At 43.7% G+C, this 24838-nt stretch carries 13 protein-coding genes; 6 read left to right on the top strand and 7 right to left on the bottom strand.

All coding sequences use genetic code 11. The annotated features are described in order from the left end of the window. The first annotated feature begins 101 nt into the window (after nucleotides 1–101). The 6 genes from OEZ43_15495 to OEZ43_15470 are packed head-to-tail and all read left to right on the top strand — an operon-like array spanning nucleotide 102 to nucleotide 6169. Complete coding sequence (locus OEZ43_15495) at nucleotides 102–641, top strand: adenylyl-sulfate kinase (GenBank protein MDH5546995.1); 540 nt, start codon at nucleotides 102–104, stop codon at nucleotides 639–641. Beyond that, on the top strand, nucleotides 631–1407 hold the full coding sequence (locus tag OEZ43_15490) for a class I SAM-dependent methyltransferase (protein ID MDH5546994.1): 777 nt from the start codon (nucleotides 631–633) through the stop codon (nucleotides 1405–1407). Before OEZ43_15495 ends, OEZ43_15490 begins: the two co-directional genes overlap by 11 nt. 12 nt (nucleotides 1408–1419) lie before the next feature. Continuing rightward, nucleotides 1420–3744: a PEP-utilizing enzyme gene (locus OEZ43_15485; GenBank protein ID MDH5546993.1), complete on the top strand. Its 2325-nt coding sequence runs from the start codon at nucleotides 1420–1422 to the stop codon at nucleotides 3742–3744. Continuing rightward, complete coding sequence (locus OEZ43_15480) at nucleotides 3741–4364, top strand: gamma-glutamyl-gamma-aminobutyrate hydrolase family protein (GenBank protein ID MDH5546992.1); 624 nt, start codon at nucleotides 3741–3743, stop codon at nucleotides 4362–4364. Before OEZ43_15485 ends, OEZ43_15480 begins: the two co-directional genes overlap by 4 nt. Before the next feature lie 24 nt (nucleotides 4365–4388). Beyond that, complete coding sequence (locus OEZ43_15475; protein MDH5546991.1) at nucleotides 4389–5111, top strand: phosphocholine cytidylyltransferase family protein; 723 nt, start codon at nucleotides 4389–4391, stop codon at nucleotides 5109–5111. Nucleotides 5112–5152: 41 nt separating this feature from the next. Next, nucleotides 5153–6169: a beta-eliminating lyase-related protein gene (locus OEZ43_15470; protein MDH5546990.1), complete on the top strand. Its 1017-nt coding sequence runs from the start codon at nucleotides 5153–5155 to the stop codon at nucleotides 6167–6169. 122 nt (nucleotides 6170–6291) lie between these two features. Here OEZ43_15470 and OEZ43_15465 read toward each other — a convergent pair whose 3' ends face one another. The 7 genes from OEZ43_15465 to OEZ43_15435 all read right to left on the bottom strand — a co-directional run. Then, nucleotides 6292–6912 carry a hypothetical protein gene (locus OEZ43_15465; GenBank protein MDH5546989.1) on the bottom strand — a complete coding sequence of 207 codons (621 nt, stop codon included), beginning with the start codon at nucleotides 6910–6912 and terminating at the stop codon, nucleotides 6292–6294. Between the two features lie 321 nt (nucleotides 6913–7233). Then, complete coding sequence (locus tag OEZ43_15460; GenBank protein MDH5546988.1) at nucleotides 7234–8232, bottom strand: hypothetical protein; 999 nt, start codon at nucleotides 8230–8232, stop codon at nucleotides 7234–7236. A gap of 81 nt (nucleotides 8233–8313) precedes the next feature. After that, nucleotides 8314–9603, bottom strand: a complete 1290-nt coding sequence (locus tag OEZ43_15455; protein MDH5546987.1) for a radical SAM protein — start codon at nucleotides 9601–9603, stop codon at nucleotides 8314–8316. A gap of 67 nt (nucleotides 9604–9670) precedes the next feature. Then, on the bottom strand, nucleotides 9671–10663 hold the full coding sequence (locus OEZ43_15450; protein MDH5546986.1) for a sulfotransferase domain-containing protein: 993 nt from the start codon (nucleotides 10661–10663) through the stop codon (nucleotides 9671–9673). A gap of 140 nt (nucleotides 10664–10803) precedes the next feature. Beyond that, on the bottom strand, nucleotides 10804–12393 hold the full coding sequence (locus tag OEZ43_15445) for an MBL fold metallo-hydrolase (GenBank protein MDH5546985.1): 1590 nt from the start codon (nucleotides 12391–12393) through the stop codon (nucleotides 10804–10806). 141 nt (nucleotides 12394–12534) lie between these two features. Then, nucleotides 12535–21177 carry an amino acid adenylation domain-containing protein gene (locus OEZ43_15440; protein MDH5546984.1) on the bottom strand — a complete coding sequence of 2881 codons (8643 nt, stop codon included), beginning with the start codon at nucleotides 21175–21177 and terminating at the stop codon, nucleotides 12535–12537. Nucleotides 21178–21232: 55 nt separating this feature from the next. Beyond that, a partial coding sequence (locus tag OEZ43_15435) for an amino acid adenylation domain-containing protein (GenBank protein ID MDH5546983.1) occupies nucleotides 21233–24838 on the bottom strand: 3606 nt, incomplete at its 5' end.

Below are 24838 nucleotides of genomic sequence, written 5' to 3'. Positions count from 1 at the left end.
CGTCTGCTCGATACAATATAAATGACAAGGATTATTATGTTAAAAAATATACTTAGAGAAAAAAGTAAGTATCGCCTAATCTGTTTATAAGCTCCAAGCAAATGATTAAAGTAAACGATTCTGGAACGGTATTTTGGGTTACCGGTTTGTCAGGCGCTGGCAAAACAACGCTTGCGAGCAAGCTGGCTCAATACCTGAAAGAAAATGGAAAAAGTGTTGTCTTTTTAGATGGAGATGAGCTGCGCGAAGTGTTTGGTGATATTCACGCACATACACGGAGCGAAAGACTAGCTTTGGCCAAACGATATTCCAGATTGTGTAAGATGCTGTCTGACCAAAATAAGGATGTTGTGTGCGCTACTATTTCTATGTTCCATGAAGTTCAGGATTGGAATCGTGCGAACATAGAAAATTATATCGAGATATTTATAGATGTGCCTATAGAAATTTTGGTTAAAAGAGACCAGAAACGGCTGTATAGCCATGCACTAGCTGGGAAAATCGAGAATGTTATGGGAGTTGATGTTGTTGCAGAGTTTCCGGTAAGGCCTGACTTAACAATCGTAAATGATGGGGCACAAGGAATAGATGAAATATTTTTAACGTTAATTACAGGATTGGAAAGCCAGGATGAATATTGAAAAACTTGGAGATTATACAAATCTAGCTGATAACTATTCGGCATATCGGCCCGGATACTCGGAAAGTGTTTTAGCTGCTCTATTTAGTCTGCTAGAAAAGCCTGCACCGGGAGTAGACTTTGCAGACGTGGGTGCGGGAACCGGGATATGGACAAGGATGGTTTGCAGTAGATCGGTGAAATCAGCAATTGCTGTAGAACCTAACGAGGAAATGAGATCGAAAGGGATCGCAGACTGCGCCGGCCTACCCGTTCGTTGGTATAAAGGCAAAGGCGAAGATACTGGTCTTGAATCTGATTCTGTTGATTTCTTAACGATGGCATCGTCATTTCACTGGGTGGATTTTGATGCGGGAGTTAAGGAATTCTCCAGAGTACTAAGGAAGGGAGGGCGGTTTGCCGCTCTTTGGAATCCAAGACTAATTGAGGAAAATCCGGTTCTGGTCGAAATTGAAAATACGCTACACGAAATGGTGCCTGAGCTCAAACGAGTATCTTCCGGACGTTCTGGGTTAACGACTACCTTGACTCAAAAACTGAATGAATCACCATTTTTCGATGATGTGGTATACATAGAAGGTCGTCACACTGTCACACAAACACCAGAGCAATATCTCGGTGCGTGGTGGTCAGTTAATGATATTCGAGTACAAGCTGGGGAGGATAGATTTAACGCATTTATGGCGTATGTCGAAAAATTTGTCGGCCATATGGATGGGATCGAAACCACCTATCTTACAAGAGCATGGTCCGCCAGAACTGTTTAGCCAGGTCCCAGAATGCACTTTCTGACAAAAGCACGAACACTAGGCCAACTTGAGCACAACATACAAAGTGCTATTGTACTACCGCAGTTTTGTTTTACACGCGCACAATGGTTTTCGTCTAAGAACGACATTTCCAATATTGGCGAGTTGCCCGACTGGATCAGCGGCGAAGTCATCGTCCGGAGTAGTGCCACAAGTGAGGATACAGCAAATGTATCCCTCGCGGGACATTATCTTACGATTGCTGACGTAAGCGGATTGACTGAAATAAATCGTTCAATAGACTTGGTCTGTAATCGGCTATCGAGTTCGGAAGACGAAATATTTATCCAACCGATGCTAAAAAACGTCTATCTGAGTGGGGTTGCATTTTCAAGAGACCCTAATAGTGGGGCTCATTATTATGTTGTCAACTACGATGATTGTTCAGGTCAAACCGATACAGTCACTAGTGGTTCAACAAATAATTTACGGACGTTTTATTTGGCGAAATTAAATAATGTTGGTGACTACAATGACAAGCTAGAGAATGTGATAGTGCTTGTAAAAGAACTGGAAGCGCTGCTTAGTCATGATTCAATTGATGTCGAGTTTGCGATTGATAAGGAGGGGCAGCTTGTCTTACTACAAGTTAGGCCACTTGTTCTGCCTGAAGAAGACCCGCTAAGCATAAATTCACAGTCGCAAGAAATACTAGGTATTCAACAAAGAATAGTCGAGCTTAGTGGATCTCATCCGTATTTACTAGGAGAAAAAACGGTGTTTGGCGTTATGCCGGACTGGAATCCTGCAGAGATACTAGGAAGTAGACCACGTCCTTTAGCCGTGAGTTTGTATAAGGAACTCATCACAGATAGTATTTGGGCCTATCAAAGAGATAATTACGGATACAGAAACCTAAGAAGCTTTCCTCTTTTGGTGTGCTTTGCAGGTATTCCATATATTGATGTGCGCGTGAGCTTCAACTCCTTTATACCTGGGGATATTCCTGATGAACTTGCAACAAAGCTGGTTAACCACTATATATACCAACTCGAAAGCAATCCCAGCTACCATGACAAAGTTGAGTTTGAGATTATATATTCGTGCTATACACTCGACTTACCCGAGAAGCTGAATTTTTTACTTGGCTCCGGTTTTACTGAGACTGATATTGAAACGATCAATAATAGCCTTAGGTCGTTAACCAATAACATCATTCGGGGCCAGAATGGTCTTTGGGAAAAAGATCGTGAGAAATTGTCTGTCTTACAAGACAAAATAGATAAAATATGCTCGAGTAACATAAGCAAACTAGACAAAATATATTGGCTTATTGAAGATTGTAAACGTTACGGTACATTGCCGTTTGCAGGGTTGGCAAGAGCTGCATTCATCGCTGTTCAAATGTTAAGATCTCTGGTCACAGCCAATGTCTTAAGTGAGTCAGATTATCAATGCTTTATGAATTCTTTGGATAGCATTAGCTCTTCGCTTACGAAAGACTTTATGGCGCTGGAAAAAGAAGAATTTCTTGAGAAATATGGACACCTTAGACCGGGAACATACGATATTCTTTCACCTCGATATGATGAAGAGCCGGAGCGTTATTTTGATTGGTCTGAAAAAGACAGCACTTTAACTACAGAAAAGAGAGAAACCTTTTCTCTTAGTTTGGAAGCGTTAATAAAACTGGAGCGTTTGCTCACAGAACATGGGCTGGAACGTGACGTTGTTAGTTTTCTTGCCTTTATCAAGGCCGCCATTGAGGCGAGGGAATACGCAAAATTCGTTTTTACTAAAAGCCTCAGCGAGGTCATTCGTCTAGTGAAAGAAGTTGGATGTGATTACGGAATTACCGCCGACGATCTATCCTATCTAGAGATTGATGTCATAAAGCGGTTGTATTCATCGACTAAGAATGAAAAGGACTCGATTCTGCGTGCCATCCTAGAGGGTAAGAATGACTATCGTTTTACGAAATATTTAAGCCTGCCGCCTTTGATATGTACAGATCAGGATGTTACGAGATTTGAACTGCCAAAAGATGAGCCAAATTTCGTCACCTTGAAATCTAATTCGGGAAGAGTTGTCGACTCAGCTGCTGACGGCAGTCTTTTGAACGGTAGTATTTTGCTATTGCCAAATGCAGACCCAGGTTTTGACTGGATTTTTTCACATAGCATAAATGGCTTTATAACCAAATACGGGGGTGCAAATTCACACATGGCTATTCGTGCTTGTGAACTCGGAATTCCCGCAGTTATTGGAGCTGGAGAGGTGTTGTATCGGCACTGGGAAAAGGCAAAAGTACTAGAAATTAATTGTTCTCAGCGTCAAGTACATATTTTGCAATGAGAAGAATCCTGGTAACACAAAGAATCGATGACGTAGTTGATTATGGTGAGCGAAGGGATGCTATTGACCAGCGGTGGACTGACTACCTGCTTCAAATTGATCTGTTTCCGGTTTTCGTCAGCAATAATATTCGTTTTGTTAAATGTCTACTTGATTATGAAGAATTTTCTGGAGTTCTATTTACCGGCGGTAATACGCTGCAGAAATACGGGGGGAATGCCCAAGAAAGGGATGCTGTTGAGGAAACATTGCTCGGATGGGCTTTGCAACACGAGAAGCCGATTGTGGGTATTTGTCGCGGTATGCAAATAATCCAAGATTATTTTGGTGTTAGCTTAGGTAAAATTGAGAATCACATTGGTACTTGCCACCGATTGCAAGTCTATCAGGGGCTTGTTTCAGAAGAGCTTCTTCAACTCGATTCTGTGACGGTTTATCACGAATACGGAGCGAGAAATTCTGTTCCTGATTTGAATATTGTTGCGAAATCTGAGGACGGAATCGTGATGGCTATTGAACATGAGAAATATCCGGTATACGGTCACATGTGGCATGGTGAAAGAAACCAGCCATTTAACCCAATTGATCAAAGAATAATTTCGAAATATTATGGACTATAGAAATCGGTATCAAGGTATTAATCAATGAAAGCAATAATATTAGCGGCGGGTAGAGGCAGTCGCATGGGGAATTTGACTGAGCGGCAACCTAAATGTTTCACGGAATTGCATGGCAAGCGACTTATTGATTGGCAACTCTCGGCTTTAGAAGGCGAAAATATCAAACAAATATCCATCGTAGTTGGGTATCGAGCAGAGAATTTTGATTTAGATTTGCGCTATTTTCGAAATGACCGTTGGCAAGAAACTAATATGGTAGTGTCGTTGTTAGCGGCAGATGATTGGCTGGATTCTGATACGTGTTTAGTTAGTTATTCGGATATCGTTTATTCTAAAGATACCGTTGAGAAATTAGCGCATTCAAATGGAGATATCGCTGTAGCGTACGATCCGAATTGGCGTAAATTGTGGGAGATGCGTTTCAAGAATCCACTAGATGATGCAGAAACCTTTCGTCTGTCAGACTACAAAATTGTAGAAATTGGAAATCGTTCTTCGTCGATTGAAGAGATAGAGGGTCAATACATAGGTTTAATGAAATTCACCAAAGAAGGATGGCGAAAAATACGGTCATACCTTAGTCGTTATTCGCAACCAGAGGTAGATAAAATGGATGTTACATCTTTGTTGCAAAGGTTAATCATCGATAGGCATGAAATAGTTGGTGTTCCGATTTCCCAGCCTTGGTATGAGGTGGATAGCGAATCGGATTTAAGGATGTATTCTGCTTTAGAAAAATTGTTTTAGTTTAATCGACATTTGGCAATGATTAGTTGACTATTGAACCTATGATTGACCTAAGAAGTGATACCGTCACGAAACCAACGCAAGGTATGCTGGAAGCGATGTTTTCGGCGAAGGTTGGCGATGATGTGTTCGATGAAGACCCAACTGTTATCGAGCTGGAGAAGAAGGCTGCCGATTGTTTCGGAATGGAAAAAGCAATATTTTGTCCATCCGGTACAATGACAAATCAAATAGCGATCAAACTTCACGTTTCTCCTGGTGACGAGGTAATCTGTAGTTCTGAGTCGCATATATATCGATATGAAGGTGGGGGAATAGCTTTTAATTCTAGCGCATCGGTTCGATTAATTAGTGGATGGACTGGCTTGATTACCGCAGAACAAGTTATTCGTGAAATAAATCAGAATAATATTCATTTTCCGGTTACTAGATTGGTGAGCCTGGAGAATACCTCCAACCGGGGTGGGGGTTGCTGTTATGATATACGGGAAATAGAGGCAATTCATGAAGTATGTAAAAGCAGGAAATTAAAACTTCACTTGGATGGCGCACGACTATTCAACGCGATCATAGCCAACAAGGAGAACCCCAGGCAATACGGAAAATTATTTGATAGTGTCTCGCTGTGTTTTTCAAAAGGCTTAGGGGCACCCGTCGGTTCTGTTCTAATGGGTACCAGGGAAGATATTCTCAGGGCCAAACGTATACGGAAAGTATTAGGCGGTGGTATGAGACAAGCCGGGTTTCTCGCTGCAGCAGCAAGTTATGCACTTGACCATCACATCGTAAAGCTGGAGAGAGACCATAAGAATGCCGAACGTATTGGGCTAGCGGCTAAAAAAAACAAATACGTTAAAGAAGTTCTTCCGGTGGAGACCAATATAGTTGTGTTAGTACTTAAAGAAACTATTGCTAACTCTGTCTTTATCTCGAAATTGAAAGACGCAAATGTGAATACAGTCGACTTCGGTCATCAGCGTGTGCGTCTCGTTACTCACCTCGGGCTGACAGACGAAGATATTATTACGGTTGAACAAGCTTTAGTAAACATGAGCTAAATCGAATTTTAATAAAGTAGTATAATTGCGAAAATTACGATTTAAAATGATCGCCTGTTCACGATAAATCTGACAGATATATCAATGCGCTGATTTGCGAAATCAATTTTAATTGAAGGTTTCTATTTTTTTCGGAGATACCCATTCAAATTCCACGTGGCATTATATCCATACATATCCGTATAGTGTGAGTCAACTTCGTAACCGCTTCCAAATTCCGATAGAAATGCATAAAATTGTTCAACTTTTGATGTGTCGGGAAACAGCGTGTCTTCGACTATGACATAATCACCGGCGTTCACATACTTATCGAATACACTAAGCGTGTTATAAATATTCACGTGTGCATCTTCAATCACTAGCCATGGATGTGGCAGACTTTTCAACATTTCATGATCGAAATTTTCTGGTTTACTCAAATCCATCTGTATGAATGTTATGTTCGGGTGTTCTACTTTAATTAGATCACGCTTTATCTCGTAGGAGTAAACATGACTTTTGATGTTCATTGTGTCCATCATGTCTGCCATCCATAGAGCGCTTCCGCCTAGATACGCACCCAGTTCTATAACCGTTGCTGGTTTTAGTTCCCAAAGAAGTAGTGGGTAGACTGCTAGGGAAAAGGGGTCCTTCAATATAGGTACATCTTTCCAGTTAAACGGTGGTATTCCTCTGTTTTGATCGCCCCACTTGGCCAATTGTACGTCGTTAATGAATTGATCCGCTATTGAAAGTTCTGTCATCCATGACCTACTTTCAACTGGAACGAAACGCGTTTTATGAATCGATTTCGGACCTAAAAATTTGCGCGCTGTTCGACGCAAATAGGCGAGATTGGTATCGATTAACTCAGATCCTCTATAGGCGAAATACTCGGTTCGTTTCATGCAAGGCGGTTGATGCCATTTTCTCAGGCTACGGGGTCTTGGTTTCTTCCAAATATTTAATATTGCCATTTTAACTCTCCATGTTGATTGTAGATTGAGCTAATAACTTCTAATTATCCTGAGTGACATCGGTGAACACATCAAAGACTACACTACAACTTAGATTGATCAGCAGGCTTAAGTATGAACTTCATACGCACCCTGCGAACTCGTGGAAGATTGAGTAATAGGTCTTGCGATTTGATTGGGCATAAAGAGCTTCCTGAATTTCAGGCTCTCTCTCTGTTGATAGTCTAACCTCTCTTCTAGGTTGAGCAATTGCTTTGCAAGAAGTACCTGCCTATTTTGCAAGCAGTTGATTTCCTCAATCGCGTGGACAATAGGCGCGAGAATAACATCATCCGAAATGCTGCCGTAGTTCCAATCATTTCTATCTATACCACCATACAAATACTTCGTAAGATCTGACGGACCAAAAACAAAAAAATCTGATACCGAATAATCAGAAATTTGAAATAGGTTGGCGGGCACCTCCAGCATCATTCCGAACTTAGAGTTAATTCCATTATAAGAAATGAATGATTCTGCTCGATCGCGTAGTGCTGTTAATTGATCGGGAAACTGTACAAAAGGTATTAGAATATCGACTGGAATTCCCCAATCGAGTAAACCTTGAACTATTTTCATATCCAAAAGAAATAGCTCTTCTTCGTCAACAAGAAGCTGGGCTCCTCTAGCAAGCGCAGAATGTTGATTCGCAAAAAAATCGCTTGTAAAAAAGGAGAAGTCGTGACGATGATAGTCGCAACAACGATACATTATACGAGAGGCGGAAAATCCTCTTATACGCTCGATAGTATGTCGAATATAATCATCCAGAAGATCAGTGGTTAAACATCCGTTGCCTACATATTGCAATATTAGAAATTCACTCCGAAGCAAAAGATTTGCGCCTCTGAAATTTTCGCACGGAAACGAATTAAGAATAAACTCCCCGCTGGCAGTAATTTCGCTGATGCGCTTACGTAGTCCTTGCTTGTCATACATTCGGTCGAGCAAAGATTCTTTTAGTATTACGTCAGTATGGCTACCGGGAACCGCTTGGCGCCGGGCCTCGATCAGATCGATATCCGTTAGGCTAGACGAAACAATTTTCTTTACGAAAGAATAATCCAAATCTGCTCCCCGGCAAAACGCCGTAGTCGTTGGCTGCAAAAAATAGCCATTGTCTGCTATGGTTTTAGCGCAATGGTTATCCTACTTGTAATGACCTAGCAAGTAGTTATTAATTGGTTGAGTAAAGAGCATTCCTAGATTGGTGATTTCTATTTGGCTATTATCTATCGCAATAAGTTTGTTGTTCTTGAGAAACTCGATTTCCTCGGGAAAGTCATCAACAGGTGAGTCAATGCCAAAGCGTTTTCTATAGTCTTCGAACAACATTCCATTTATTCCTGGCGTATTAAAGTGGCGAAAGGCTCTGTTTAAATACTCAAGTTTTTGCGTTCGTTCGCTACGCTTTACTACGCTGTCAAGATCAATTCCAGGCTGGTTCGCGTAAACTTCGGGTGAAACTGTCTTAAAGATATATTCCCCCATCTCCGACACAGATCCGGGTCCAATACCTAACAAATTCTCCGATAGGCTACGTCCACTACGATGCGCGCAAAAGCCGTCGTTGTTTCGCTTTTTGATAACCTGGTCGAATGAAACGATTTCATAACCGTGGCTTGAAAAATATTTTAAGAACATATTGAGAGCCTTTTGTAGCTCTATTAGCCTCTTTCCAATCAATTCACGTGTTTGGTATAAATACACGGAATTTATTTCGAGCTCTCGAGTGATTTCAAAATCCTTCGACAAATCGTCCAGAGTTTGTTCCTTTTGTCCGTAAAGAAGATCAATAGAAACGTTATTGAAATATTGCTTGGCAAGCTTCAAAATACGAAATAAATCTTCGGGCTTTTGATTTATCCGACGATTCCTTTCGTTGATAGCATAATTAAACGTCTGAATGCCAATGCTTACTCGATCCACTCCGTTGTTTGCAAGAATTTGAAATTTTTCCTCAGTTAAGTCATAAGGTGAAGGATATAATTCAGCAGCATATTCAATGGAAGGCTTAAATATCTCCGACAAATTTTTAGTTAATCTTTCCAGGTTATCAGGGTCTAAACAGTTTGGTGTGCCACCACCAATGTGTACGGTTTTGACTTTCGAAAAATCGACGCCTATTTCTTGATATTCGTTCCATTCTTTCTCGATATTTTCTAAGAAAGTGAGTTGATTTTCAGGCGAATGCGCATTTGTCAACGTAGGATAGTGACAATACAGGCAATGTGTTGCACAAAATGGCACGTGCACATATAAATGATCTGCAGACAATCCGGCTAACAAACTCTTTGGGTCAGAAAGTTGTTCCTTAACGGCGTGTTTGGGTTGAGTGAAATAGGGGTTTTTAAAATCAATTTGCTGAGGATTGATAGGAGTTGCTTTGTCAAAAAACGTATTTACTTCTTCAAGCACTCTATCGGAAAAAATTTCCATTTTCGTTCTCTCCGTTTTTATCTTTTGTCTGTTAGGTTGAGCTTATTATAAAAACCGAAATTGTTTATCAAATCCAATTATATGTCTTGCCAATTAGATTGTATAGTTTTTGGTTGTATGGTTTGTAAAATTCGGACAAAATATATTTTGCATCCTCGTCGAGTGGGGCGGTTTCAATTCTGTTTCTATTGTATATCTTGTCTGTAATTAGAGGCCGGTATTCGGGTAGTCCTAAAAAGCCATAGATTTCCATTAAAGTACGTTCAGTTTCTTTGAAAAAATCACAGGCATTTATGACGAGAACGTTGTCAACACCAAACTTTTCAATCCAGAGATTGACGTATTTATAGTAAATGCCTTCGTGCAACATCGAGGCACCGCATATGCTAGACATAATGGAGTCGGGAAAGCTGTCAACAGCCTGTTCTGCGTAATTAGAAAAGCGCTGATAAATTTTCATATTTTTTGCTCTAACGCCTCCACCCAGTATGTCCCACTTCCATTGTGAATACGCGCGCTTTACTGGGTCTCTTAATAACAATACGATCTTAAAATTATTGTGAATATTAGACAGTGTCTCCGACAGAGCTGCAGACTGCGCTATAAAAGGTGCAAAGAAGCCACATCGACTTGTTCCAAAGCGTTTTTCAATCTCAATTTTTTCATCGACGGTTGGGTAGAATATGCGCCAAATATCCGAGTCGTGGAAGACAGGAATTTCTTTGCAAAGTTGTTTGAGTATCGCTGGGTGTTGCAAAAGGTAGGTGGAAAGATCGGATGATCCGCTTTTCATTGGCGACACGACGGCGAAATCAGGCAAAATACGCTTGGACTTGTTGAGAGATCGCAGCGAAATCCTCCACTTTGGCGGGCCGCCAAAGTAGTAATCTAAAAACTGATACTCGATATTTAAACTTTGCCGTTTAAACCATCTTTTTAGAGACGGTGGATCATGCTTTAGTTCTCGTCTCTTCATAATGATATCGAATGAGCGATTCATTCGATTAAAGGCCTTTTCCCGGGTCTTCGCGTTATTAATGTTAATTGTAAAGTTGCCCATGTTATATCACTCAAATCCTCATTCGGGAGACTCAGTCAGAAACAATACCTATTCCAGATGCGCTTATGCGTCCAGATTGCTACGATATTGCTCCGTTGAGTCCCCACGAAATTAGTAAAAATCAAAAATATGTCAGACTGCTAAATATATAATTCTTTAGTACCATACAATCTTTCCGCGACAATTCCCCTGTTTTCACAATATGTGATAAGCCTGTTTGAATGCACGATTGGATTAGAATCCTCTGTATATTTTTTACTCATGACGTAATTCAGCCATGGCTCCTGGCCCATGGCATATATATAGACGTGTTTACATTTCAATGAATCTACGATTTTTGCACCACGTTCATAATTAGAACCATCAAGCCGTCTAGACTGATCAACTGCGCGATCCAAAGGCGCAGTTACTAGTGGTCCGTAGAGCCAGGACAGTGGCGCACCATCACATTCCATGCCCAGAAACAATACGTCAATATCTCCGTAAATTTTGTGCAAGTGATCATAAAGTGCCGGCTCAATATTGTTAGAGTCAGCTGCGCACATAAGAGAGGTGTTACCTAACTTGACGAGATGTGCGAGCTTGGTTCGTATATTAAGGTCGGAGTGTTCACCAAAAAAGGGTAATCCGGTTATTGAACCTCCGGGAATTTGCATAGTCTCCATCTCATCGAGTTCCACGACGTTTTGAAAACCTATTGCCTCCATCATAAGCTTTACTGACGGATCTTCGAGTGATCCCCCGTTGCTTCTCGGTACAACCACAGTTTTGACTTTGTGACGTATCTGTAACAGGGTTTCGAGCATAACGTGATCTTGATGATTGTGCGTGATTATCAAGTAGTCAATTGAATCTGGCAGATTGGCATAAGTATATCTATCTATACCGTTATCATAGTCGTAACTAATGACTGGATCGGTCAAAATGCTTACGTCTTGAGTTTCTATAAGAATACACGCGTGTCCGTAATAACGAAATCTAACACCGGAATCAGGCTTAGAATTATCTTTCCGATTAGGTTCATCGGTGAAGAAGGTTTTAAACAGCTCATCCTTGTCGTCGGCTACCTGCAAGATATCTTTTATATATGCATAAGAATTCGGTGAGTCTTTCATTTTGAAAAGTTGATCGATTCTCGGATTGTTAAAGCGAATAGGAAGATGTAAGTGGCTTTTGTCCTCCAGGCGTGGCGTACTCAAAACAAAGGGGCGATAGTCCTGGTTAATCACTGACAACGACATACTCTGGGCGGATTCTACATAATAAGGGCTTCTGTATAACAGACCTTCGATAAAACGCAGGGATGGATTGTGGTTTAAATCATAGACGAGTTCGACGTAGCCTTTCAGTGGGGCGGGAATCTTTTCATACATTGGCTCGAGCGAAAATCCCTTAGCAGTGGCTTGCAGTTCGTTATCAAACGTTTTGACTGCTTCCGCGAATTTCAGCAAATGACCTAATTTAGTTTCTGTGCTGTCGATAAGACTGCTTATTTCGTCGGCTCGCTTACCTTCATAATCGACGAATGGGCCGCCAAGCATTTCAGGACTCTTAACCGCCATTGCGTGTAATTCAGGATTGTCGACATACGACTTTAATATATTGAGATGCAAATTGGCAGTTATCATGGCAGAAGTGGCTGGCGAAATCAGGTGTGGCCATGCATACCAGTTATTATAGAGAGCTTCAACCTGTATATTTTGTTTTAGATAACATTCATCGTAGTTCATGGTTCAGTCCTTGCTAATTCATTCAAGTTTAGTTTTGACTAGTTGTGTCTTACAATTAAGTATTGAAAATTATAAAATATAATACGTATTCGAAACAAATAATCTCTCCGTGAAGTTGTTGTTCCAATATTATATCTGACATCAAAATCGATCTTTTAGACGTTTTCGAATTTGATCAGCTATTATCTGAACGTTGTTAGCTTGTTTAATGATAGAAGAGTGATCCCCCGGAACATAAATGACCCGGGTATCGGGATTAACGAAATTTTTCCAATAAGTCGATAGATCTATTGGTGTGTTGCTCCCTCTCTCAAGTGTTGCAGCAAAGAAGGTAGTGTCACCTTTGTAGGCAGACGGTGTATAGCTGTTTGAGATATCCAAATTCGCTTTGAACACTGAAAAAAGTCGTTTTGCGTCTTCCAGTGAGTATTCGCTAGAAAGTAACAGTCCGGTTTTCGCCCTTTCAGCAAATTTTCGAATTAATTCATCCGAACTTAAAGAGCGTAGCTCTTTGTCAGACATTTCAATTCCAGTTTTAAAAATACTGGTAATGTAGCTAACGTCGTCTGTCAGAGAAATTCTCATTATCGCAGGCGTATCTATGATGAACAATGAGCGGACCTCGTCGCCATTCGCGGTTAGTCTTTGAGCTAATTCCAGAGCAATATGACCTCCACCTGACCATCCGGCAAGACAATAAGGGCCGGTAGCTTGCATAGATTTGATCTCTTTAAAATAGTGAGAAGCCATGGCATCTAGAGAGTTGATAGGTTTTTGCCCCGGCTCCAGACCGCAGGCCTGTAGGCCGTAAAAGGGATGATCGGTGCCTAGCATCGAGGCCAGTGTCATGTAAACCGAGACACCTCCGTCGGCAGGATGTACACAAAAGATTGGCGGCTTTGTACCGCGTGATTGTAGTGGCACCAGACAGGTCCATTGCTTTTGGTTTCCACAAGTCGGCGATTCTAATTTACTGGCGATGGACGGCATTAGATCTTCTATTCGTGCTGAAACCGTCTTTAATACGGGAGTTTCAAACATGGCGAGCAGAGGAAATTCTATTCCAAAGCTTTCACGCATACGCGACACAAATCTCGTCGCTAAAAGGGAGTGGCCGCCGATTTCAAAAAAATTGTCATTTCGCCCAATCGTAGAAATTCCCAGTAAATTACTCCACACATCGGCGATCGTTCGTTCCATTTCAGTGTTAGGCGGTATATACACGCGATCGACCTCTTTTTGGGGGGCACCGAGATTGGGAAGTGAATTACGATCCAGCTTTCCGTTCGCCGTTAAGGGGAACGCATCTAGAAACATAATCGCAGATGGCGTCATATAATCTGGCAGAGTTAATTTTAGATGTTTTCGTATGTCTGGTAGCACATCAGTTTGTAAGGTGAGCAATTGTGGATTGTTTGCATACTTTTTCCAAGTAGGCGGAGTTTCCTGCTTCAGAACCGGAAAGCGGGTCAAGGAAAATGCGGCGTTATATGATTCCTTGCGCTGAATGATGACGTCATATCGTCCGGAACCGTTCGATGATGCCCAGCTAAACTCTGTCTCAAAACCAAGTGACATTGCGATATCGCGTAGCTCATAAGGGTCGATTCCAATTTCCTGTTTCTGAGCTATTCTTCGCTTCACGTCGGCGAGTGTTGTTGACGTGTTACCTGGCTCCTCCAGGTACGATAGTCCGTTTATTGCATAGGTGAGTCGCGAGTTTGAAATAGCGAGCAAGGCCAGTTGCTCTGGTTGTCGATTGATCAAATAGTCACGAATTTGTTCGCTGGAATAGCGTCTTTCTTCCCACGATTCCCAGGAAATGTCGTCGTTGATGGGTAGAGAGTTACCAGCATAAAGAACAACATCGTACCGAAACATCGACATCTCATTATGGAACTTACTTAATTTGGGTGAGATGGTTACATGGCCTAGCATTGAACTATTTTGTTGAAGAGCAATAAACAGCGAGGGGTCTATCACCAGGTCTTTATCGGTTGCGATACCAGATCGAATTAGCTTCGTCAGTTCCGTTTTCTGCGTAGTGTTAGCGCTTTTGTGAAATTGTACGGATGCATGAAAAGCCTCGAGTAGTCCCAGATGGCGCACGTCGCCAATGAAAATTTTTCCATTCGGACTTAGCACGTTTTGTGCTTCCCGCACGACATTTATTAGATATTCTACAGAGGGAAAACAGATAACTACCGAATTGAGTATGATCGTGTCGAACGCTTTTCCGTCGACACATCCCAAATCATCGGCGCGTCCTTGAAAAAGTGTCAGCCGTTCCGACGGTAAGTTGCTTGCGGCCAAATCTGTTGCTATCTGGTTTAGCGCTTGCTCAGATAGGTCGATTCCAACATATTCGTCACAATCGGCGAGTAGGCGACCGAGAAGAAGGCCCGTGCCGCATCCAATTTCAAGAACTTTCTTCGGCTCAAGCTCTTTGATGCGCGCAACTGTATCCTCAGTCCATTCCAGCATTTCCTCCGTAGCAATTGGCTGATTGGTATAGCTGCTGTTCCAGCCCGAAAAATTTACGAAAGGTTCTGTAGTGAAGACTGGCAACTGATAGGTTTCGTCGTAGACGTTCTTCCATTGATCAATCGCCTTTTGGTTTAGTTCAGATTTGGCCTCGTTCACAGGTATATAGTCAAGGTCCGGGACCACGTAAGCGACAAGACGTTGATCGCCAGAGTTGTCTTCGCGTGCTAGAACAACAGCCTCTAAAACAGCTGGGTGTCGACATAAGGCGGATTCGATTTCCCCGAGTTCTATACGATGTCCCCTTAGTTTGACTTGGTGATCGATGCGCCCGAGAAATTCAATAGCTCCGTCAGATAAAAATCTTGCCAGGTCTCCCGTTTTGTACAGGCGTGCGCCCGGCAGTTTTCCAAATGGATGTGGGATAAACGCTTGCGCAGTAAGAGCGGGGCGGTTGACGTAGCCCTGGGCCAGGCCGACACCACTGAGGTATAGTTCACCTGGAACTCCAATCGGGGTCGGGTTTAGATGTTGATCCAGTATATAGGTTTCGGTATTGGCTATTGGTTTGCCTATGGGGACGCTATATGACTTCTCTTCTGCTCGACACGCCCAGGCAGTAACGTCGATGGATGCTTCGGTTGGACCGTATAGGTTGTGTAATTGGGCATTAATTCGTGCGAAAAAGTATTGAGCCAATTGGTTCGACAAAGCCTCGCCACTACAAATTACCCGTTGAAGTGATTGACAGCAGTTTTGAGACAATTGTTCAAGAAATACCTGCAGCATTGATGGTACGAAATGTATGGTAGTAATATTATGGTCATCTATGATTTGTTGTATGTATCTTGCGTCCTTGTGTCCTTCGGGTTTTGCCAGCACCATGCGAGCCCCCGTTATTAGAGGCCAGAAAAATTCCCACACCGACACGTCGAAACTATATGGCGTTTTCTGTAACACACGATCACTTGAAACAAGTTGATAGCGGTTTTGCATCCATCGCAAACGATTACATATGCCCTGATGGGTAATGCCCACGCCTTTTGGTTGCCCTGTTGAGCCAGAGGTATAAATTGTATAGGCCAGGGACAAGGTTGACACGCGCGTGAGCGGATTGATTTTCGGATATCGACCAACCATATCCCAATTCTCGTCAAGGCAAAGAACATGGGTGTTTGTTACTGGTATTTTCTCCAGACAGTCCTGCTGTGTTATGACAAGTGGGGTTTCGATATCCGAGAGCATAAAGCGTAGACGCTCTTGTGGATAGTCTGGATCTAGTGGGACATAGGCGTTCCCCGATTTAAGAATGCCGATCATGGCGATTACCAGGTCAATAGAACGCTCAAAACACACGCATATCAGTCGACCCTGTCCCGCGCCTTGTTCCATAATGTAATGTGCAAGCTGATTCGCTTTACTATTTAGATCCGAATAGGTAATCGTTTCTCCGTTAAACACAACTGCTACCGCATCAGGTGTTTTAAGCGCCTGACTCTCAAATAAACGATGTAAAGCGTCATCGTCGGGTACGGGAGTTTCTGTCGCATTCCATGTCTCGATTATGCGTTTATCGGCATGATTAAGAATATCCACACGACTTAGCAAAATTTCCGGGTTATCAGCGACTTGATTTATAATGCGATGAAGGTGGTTTACCATGTTTTTCGCTGTTTGTGCGCTAAACAAATCGGTGTTGTATTCGAGAATACCGCTAACAGCGTTGGCAGATTCACTCAGGTTGAGTGTCAAGTCGTGTTCCGCAACCGTGCGCGGAGATTCGCCAGCATGAATTTTCAAATCTTTGTTACTTTTTCCGCTTTCCAAAGGCGTGTTCTGTAGTACAAAAAGAACTTGATAAAGTGGCGTGTACGCTGTAGTTCTTTCAGGCTGTAATTTTTCAACCAGTAGTTCAAAGGGGATGTCCTGGTGGGCATGGGCGCCAAGTGAGTTTGTTTTCGTTTGTTGCAATAGTTCTCTAAAGCTTGGGTTTCCGGATAAGTTTGCACGCAAAGGCATCGTATTGATAAATACACCCACGATAGATTCTAATTCAGAGTAGTGTCTGTTTGCCAATATAGTGCCCACGGCAAAATCGGTTTGACCACTGTAACGATGAAGAAGAATGTTGAAGGCAGTCATTAGCACCATGAATAGCGTACAGTCGTTGGCTTGAGCAACTTCTTTTAGTTTTCCCGTTAACTCCTTATCGATGGCAACCACTTCAACGGCGCCGTTATAAGTTTGAATTTTAGGGCGCGGATAGTCTGTTGCCAATTGTAGCAACGGCGGCATATTGTTTAGGTTATTGCGCCAATATGAGAGTTGTTTTTCCAGTGTTTCACCCTGCAAACGGGCATGTTGCCAGGAGGCAAAATCGGCGTACTGCAGAGGCAGAGGTGGCAATTTAACGGGATTATTTTCGACCACTGCATTGTAAATGTGTTCGAACTCGCGGCGCAAAATATTTAGAGACCAGCCATCGCATATTATGTGATGCAGGGTAAACTGTAAAATATGTTTTGTAGTTGATAGTTTCAGCAGGCGGACTCGAATGAGAGGCCCATCATTGAGATTGAAAGGAGTCTTGGTTTCTTCAGACAAGTAAGTTTTGATTGTAGCGGCTTTAACGTTATCCGCCAGCGTTTCCAGGTCTATAATTGGAACATCAATTTCCAGCCTGGGGTGAATAATTTGTCGTGCCTGGCCATTGTCCCCCGTAGGAAAGCACGTGCGCAACCCTTCATGGCGAGCTACAAGTATATTGAATGACTTGTGTAAGGCCTGAGAGTTGAGAGTTCCGTCCAAGTGCAATGCGACTGGAATATTGAAAAACGGATTGTCTGGAATTATTTGATTTAGGAACCAGAAACGCTGCTGCGAAAAGGAGAGTGGAAGGTTTGATGTTCTTGCGGCCGGCCTGATCGGCATGGAAAAATTATTGTCCCCATTTTCTTTCACAAGACTGATTGCGACGGCGAGGTTCTCCAGCGTGGGAGACGTAAAGATCGTTTTTAGCGGTAGTTCGATGCTGAAACTTTTCCGAATACGTGAAATCACCTGTGTTGCTAATAGAGAATGACCGCCGAGTTCGAAGAAATTATCGTAAATACCTATTTTTTCGAGCTTGAGAACATCTTCCCAGATTTTCGCGAGTACTTCTTCGGTAGAGGTGCGTGGCGCAATAAATTCACGTTGAGTGCTGAACATCTCCGGCGCGGGCAGTGCTTTGCGGTCAAGTTTGCCGCTTGACGTCAGTGGCATTTCCGTCAGTGAGGTATATGTCGATGGAATCATATAGTCGGGCAATTGGAGTTGCAAAGCCGCTGTTAGATCGCGCCAATCTACAATAGTGTCAGGACTTTGCCACACAACGTATGCAGCAAGACGTTTTTGGCCCGGTTTATCTTCTCTTAACAATACAGCGGTTTCACTTATTGCGGTGTGCTGCCGTAAAGCGGCTTCAATCTCACCCAGTTCAATACGTAAACCTCTGAGCTTTACTTGATGGTCCAATCGGCCCAAATACGCCAGGTTACCATCTGCCAAATAGCGTACAAGGTCGCCTGTTTTGTATAAACGTAGGCCGGGGTGCTCGCTGAAAGGATGGGGGATAAATGACTGTGCTGTTAAAGCTGCACGGTTGAGATAGCCCCTCGCGACTCCTGTACCGCCAATGTAGAGTTCGCCTGGCGTACCGAGTGCTACCGGGTTGAGTGCCTGATCAAGTACGTAAACATCGGTATTGGCCAAAGGGCGTCCCATGGGGACGCTTGTATAAGTTGCTCTCGGGTCGCAAGCCCATGCAGTTACGTGAATGGAGGCTTCCGTCGGTCCGTACAAATTATGCAACTCAGCGTTGAGTTGTTCTGAACAGCGTTGTTGTAGATCTAGTGGTAATGCTTCGCCACTACAGATGAGCCGTGTTAGTGAGGTACCGCTATCTGTGGGAAGTTGTTCGAGAAACACCTGAAGCATGGAGGGCACGAAGTGCGCAGTGGTAATCTGATGCTGATCGATAATGTGGCTAAGATAAACCGGATCTTTGTGCCCCTCCGGTTGGGCAACAACCAACCGAGAGCCGGCGAATAGCGGCCAGAAAAATTCACATACTGAAACGTCGAAAGTAAAAGGTGTTTTTAATAACACACTGTCTTGAGAACACAGGGGATAACGTTCTTGCGTCCAGCGCATGCGGTCGCAAACACCTCCGTGAGCGACAGCGACACCCTTGGGTTGGCCTGTTGAGCCGGAGGTATAAATAACGTAGGCGAGATTTGCGCTTGTAGCGATAGTACGGGGATTCGTATCGGGATAGTCTTCGACAGCCTGCCAGTCGCGATCAAAATAGAATGTCTTGGCTGAAAACTCACCGACGTGATTTTCTGAAATGTGTTGGCAAAGGACTAATTTTGCTCCGGTATCAGATAAAATGAAGGCGATACGCTCAACCGGGTATTCCGGGTCTATAGGCACATATGCGCCACCTGCTTTGAGAATTGCATAGATGCTAACCACTAACTCCAAAGAACGTTGCATGCACAGACCCACACAGGTGTCCGGTCCAACACCCTGGTCACGTAGATAATGGGCCAGGCGATTGGCGCGTTGGTTGAGTTGTGCGTAGGTGAGAGACTGATCTTCACAAACCAGCGCAATGGCAGTTGGAGTTTGTTTGACCTGTTCTTCGAATATTGTGTGCAGGCATTGATTGTCTGGGTAATCTACCGAGGTCTCGTTCCACTCGACCAGGAGCTGGTGTCGTTGTTGAGAGTCCAGAATAGTTAATTCACTGAGTCGAGCTTCAGGATTACTCACGACCTGTTCAAGTAGAAATATAAACGCGCGCGACCAACGCTCAATGGTCGAGGAGTGAAAGAGGTCAACGTCGAATTTCCAGCCACCGGTTATTCCATTAGCTGTTTCCATAAATTGAACTTCGATATCAAACTTGGCTGTTGAATCAACCGTTGCAACAGGTTGTAGCTGTAACTGAGAAACCTGAAGTGCCGGCGTTGGCATGTTTTGCAGAGAAAACATGACCTGAAACAACGGGCTATAACTCATGTCGCGAGGCACATTGAGTTCGTCTACTAATCTTTCAAAGGGCAAATCTTGATTAGCATATGCCGCTAATGTGGTCTGTCGAACCTGTGAAACCAGCTCGCTCACGGTGGCGTCGTTTTCCAGATGAGTTCGAATCACTAATGTGTTTACAAAAAAGCCAATGAGAGGTTCCAATTCGACATAGTGTCGGTTCGCAACCGGGGTGCCGACGCAAATGTCTTTTTGAGAGCTGAGCTTTGCTAACAATAGTTGAAACACCGCCATCAATGTCATGAAGAGCGTAGCGCCATGGTGACGACTAAAGAAATGGATTTTTTCCGTTAGCGTTTTTGATATATGAGCATCAAAGCTGGCTCCCCGAAAACGTTGCTCTTTTGGGCGGGGTTCGTCAGTCGGTAATTCCAAGAATGGTGGGGCATCGCTTAGTTGCTGGCGCCAGTAGTCGAGTTGTTGCCGCAGCACATTGTCTTGCAGCCAGGTGCGTTGCCAATGCGCGAAATCGGGATATTGTATCGACAGGGGTGGCAGCGGGTTCGGAAGGTCTCGAGAAAAAGCGCTGTAGAGCGTGGCGAGTTCCTGTGTCAAAACTCCCATCGACCAGCCATCGGAAACAATATGATGCATAGTCACAAACGCGACATGCTCTTGAGCATCCATGCGAATTAGACCGAATCGTAACAACGGTCCTTTTTTCAAGTCGAAGGGTGTTCCTGCTTCGGCTGTGGTTATCGCCTGCATCCGTTGCTCTCTGCTTGTGGAGGGCAGGGAAGATAGGTCTAGCAGAGGTAGTTCCAAACGGCTATATGGAAAAATGTGTTGCAGCGCATGCCCTTCATGACTGACAAATACAGTACGTAGCGACTCATGGCGTGCAACAACCGCGTTGAATGCGTTACGCAGTGCTGTTACATCCAATGGCCCCGAAAGGCGCATCGTCGTCGGTATGTTATACGATGGACTACCGGGATTAAGCTGATCGAGAAACCACAGACGTTGTTGAGCAAAAGAAAGTGGAAGCCTCTCGCCGCACGAGTCTGGCCTTTTTGATACGCTTTGTTTGTTGAACGTAACACTTGTCAAAAGCCGCGTAATTTCGCTTTTATGAATCTTAATTTCATTGAGAAGCGCTGGTGGAATAACGCCATCCGGCGCCATGCACCGAAGTTTGCCATCGGAAACGTATAGTTTTATACCTTCGTTCTGAATGCTCTTTATTAATTCGACAATACTCATGGATTGTTCCAGTTAGCAAATGTAAAGAAATCGGGAATGACTGAGGGCTTTCACACTACAGCTCCACTTCCTGATAGGCGTTATCTTCGGCCGGTTCATCGAAAATCGAAGAATCCAGTTTTATTTGTTCGATAGTTTCTATATACGCTGCCACCTTTTCGACGGTGGGATTTTCAAACAGAACACTTACGTTTAATCTCACCTGCAGCTGATCTTGTATTTTTGAAATGAATTGCGTTGCCAATAGTGAGTGTCCGCCTAGTTCGAAAAAGTTGTCATGTATGCCAACGTTTTCTACTTTTAATATCTCCATGGCGACATCTGCTATCGTTTTTTCGATTGCGTTTCTTGGTGATACAAACGTTGTTTTTTTCTCAGCTGTTACGGTTTCCAATAGCCGTTTGCGATCCAGCTTTCCACTTATCGTCACAGGAACCTGATCAATGTTAGTGAAAGTATTTGGCACCATGTGGCCTGGCAGATATTTTTGAACAAAGGCTCTGAGATCCGTTGCGTCGGGAATCTCGGTGCCAGCTTGAGCAATAAGATAGGCAGACAAACGTTTGTCTGCGAGTTCGCCTTCTGTTGCTAAGACGACAGCTTCGGCTATGGCGGGATGAGAACGTAGTGTTGCTTCGATCTCGCCTAGTTCAATTCGGAAACCTCGCAGTTTTACTTGATGATCAACACGACCCTTATATTCAATTTGACCATCATCCAAATAACGAGCTAAGTCGCCGGTTCTATACATGCGTGCGCCGACAACGGTGTTGAATGGATCGGGGATAAAATATTCAGCAGTCAACTGAAATTTGTTTAAATATCCCCGTGCCAGTCCTGCACCTGCTATGTAGAGTTCGCCGACTACGCCAATTGGAACCGGGTTTAAATGACGATCTAATATATAGATGTTGACATTGTTGATTGGATACCCGATTGAGGGTGCCTGTTCTGATTCGTCGCATAATGTTAGGGAAGCGCAGACTGTTGTCTCAGTTGGTCCATAGGCGTTAAAAAAATCACAATGCGGAGCCCATTGATTCACAAGAGATGCCGGGCATGCTTCACCGGCTACGATCAACGTCTTCAGCTGCGGGAGTGATAGATGGGAACCCATTGCCGTGAGCACAGATGGTGGAAAAGTTGCTGCGTTGATGTTTTGAGATGTCATCCACTGTTTCATTTCGTCTATAGAATGACGCTGCGTTTGACTGGCGATACAAAGCATACCCCCGGATATAAGTGTGCAAAAAATATCCGATACAGAGGCGTCAAACGATAGTGACGAAAACTGCAAGTATCGCGTGTTCTGCTTGTGATTGAAACTTGCGCTTTGTGCGTGGACTAAGTTACATAAGCTGCCATGCTGAATCTGCACACCTTTTGGTTGTCCCGTAGAACCTGAGGTGTAGATAACATACGCTAAATTCCCCGGCACATTGATATTTGTCGGGTCTTCCTCAGAACAAGATTCAATTTTGCTCCATTCGGTATCCAGTACAAGTTCACGATAACTCAGTTGATTAAGTACCCTTGCAGGCAAGTCGGGGAGGTTTTGCACCATATTGCTGTCGGTTATAAGCATACGCGCATGTGCGTCCTTCAGCGTGGAGACAAGGCGTTCCTGGGGGGAATCCGGATCAAGTGGCACATAGGCACAACCTGACTTCAATATTCCCAATATCGCGATGATCGCGTCAAAACTGCGATCGGTGTATACGCCTATTAACTTGTCGGGACTTGCGCCTTGGCTACGTATGTAGTGTGCGAGTTGATTTGAGCGCCTGTTCAATTCGCCATAACTCATCGATTGGTCACCGATTAACAATGCATCCGCATGAGGGTTTAGGGCTACCCGGGCTTCAAACAATTGATGAATGCAGAATGGCGAAGAGTGAGCCTTTGAGGTGTTATTCCATTGCGCGACGATCTTTTGCTGTTGGTCGTGTGTTAGCAGTGACAGTTCTCGGAGAGAAGCGTCGGGATTTGCGACGATTTGTTTTAGCAGATAGAGGAAGCTGTTAGACCAACGATCTATCGTAGATTCATCAAATAGGTCTACGGCATAACTCCAGTGTCCGCTAAAACCGTTTGATGACTCAGTGATGTGCAATTCGATTTCTGATTTGACCATAGACATTGGAGTTGCCAAGGGGCAGAGGCGAATCTCCGACGCCTGTAAACCAGGTTGCGGCATGTTATGAAAAGAGAAAGACACCTGGTAGAGGGGGGGGTAACTCATATCACGCGGTATATTGAGCTCATCTACGAGTTGTTCAAATGGAAAGTCCTGGTGCGAGTATGCGGATAATGTTCTTTCACGGACATCGGAAAGCAATTGTCTAAAACTGTGTCGATCATCCTGATGGCTGCGTATAACCAGCGTGTTTATAAAAAAGCCGATCAGTGGCTCTAGTTCCTGGTAATTTCTGTTGGCGATGGGTGTGCCGACGCATATATCTTGTTGGCCGCTAAGTTTTGACAGCAATATGTGCAGGGCAGTCATTATTGTCATAAAGGCTGATGCGCCTTGTTCGCTACAGAGTGTCTTAATTTGTTTGGCCAGCGATTTCTCTATTGTGAAATACACTGAACTACCGCGATGACTTTGCACCGGTGGTCGCTGACGGTCAGTTGGTAGCTCTAAAAGTCCGGGCGCACCCTCTAGTTGTTCTCGCCAGAATCCAAGTTGCTGTTCGAGTGCCTGACCCTGTAGCCAGTTTCGTTGCCATTGAGCGAAATCCGCGTATTGAATAGTTAAGGGCGGCAATGGGTTTTGTTGTCCACGCGATAGCGCGTTATATAGAATCGACAGTTCCTGGATCAATACTCCCATGGACCAACCGTCTGAAACAATGTGGTGCATTGTCATCAAAATGATATGTTCGTCTGATCCAAGTTTAAGAAGCGTGGTACGCAAAAGAGGACCTTCATAGAGTACGAATGGCCGCTTCGCTTCAGTGTCAGCGAGTTTGGATATATTGGTTTCAACGACATCATTGCTTAGTCCACTTAAGTCAATAACTGGTAGCGGAATGAAAAATTGAGGTTTGATGATCTGGAGTGGCTGTCCGGCTATACTGGTAAACACGGTGCGCAGTACTTCATGGCGCTGTACTACCTCGTTAAACGTGTCAAATAGCTTTGCAATATTCAGAGGACCGTTTAGACGCATAAACATCGGGACGTTAAATAACGAACTTTTTGGGTTAATCTGATCGAGAAACCACAAGCGTTGTTGCGCAAACGATAGTGGTAAGTCAGTATATCGCGAAGTCGAGGTAATCGGCGGTGCGATAACACCGTTTGCGACTTGAAGCGCACGGTCTATCTGTTTAGCCAAGGCCTGTAATGTTGGGTCGGTAAACAACAATCGGACTTGCAACTCAACTTCGAAATGCTTACGAATCCGGGACACCAGTTGAGTTGCCAATAATGAGTGTCCACCCAATTCAAAGAAATTGTCGTAAACACCAATCGTTTCGCGTTTCAACACATCTTGCCAAATGGCGGCAAGCACTTCCTCTGTTGGCGTGCGTGGCGCGACATACTCATGAGCGGAAGTGATAACGCCAGGAACAGGCAAGGCCTTGCGATTGAGTTTGCCACTGGTTGTCAACGGCATTTGGGCCAGCGAAGTGTAAGTCGTTGGCAGCATGTA

It is taken from the genome of Gammaproteobacteria bacterium (assembly GCA_029881255.1).
GTDB lineage: Bacteria > Pseudomonadota > Gammaproteobacteria > S012-40 > S012-40 > JAOUMY01.
Note: the sequence above shows the minus strand (reverse complement) of the source record. Positions and strands in the feature narration are given on the sequence as shown.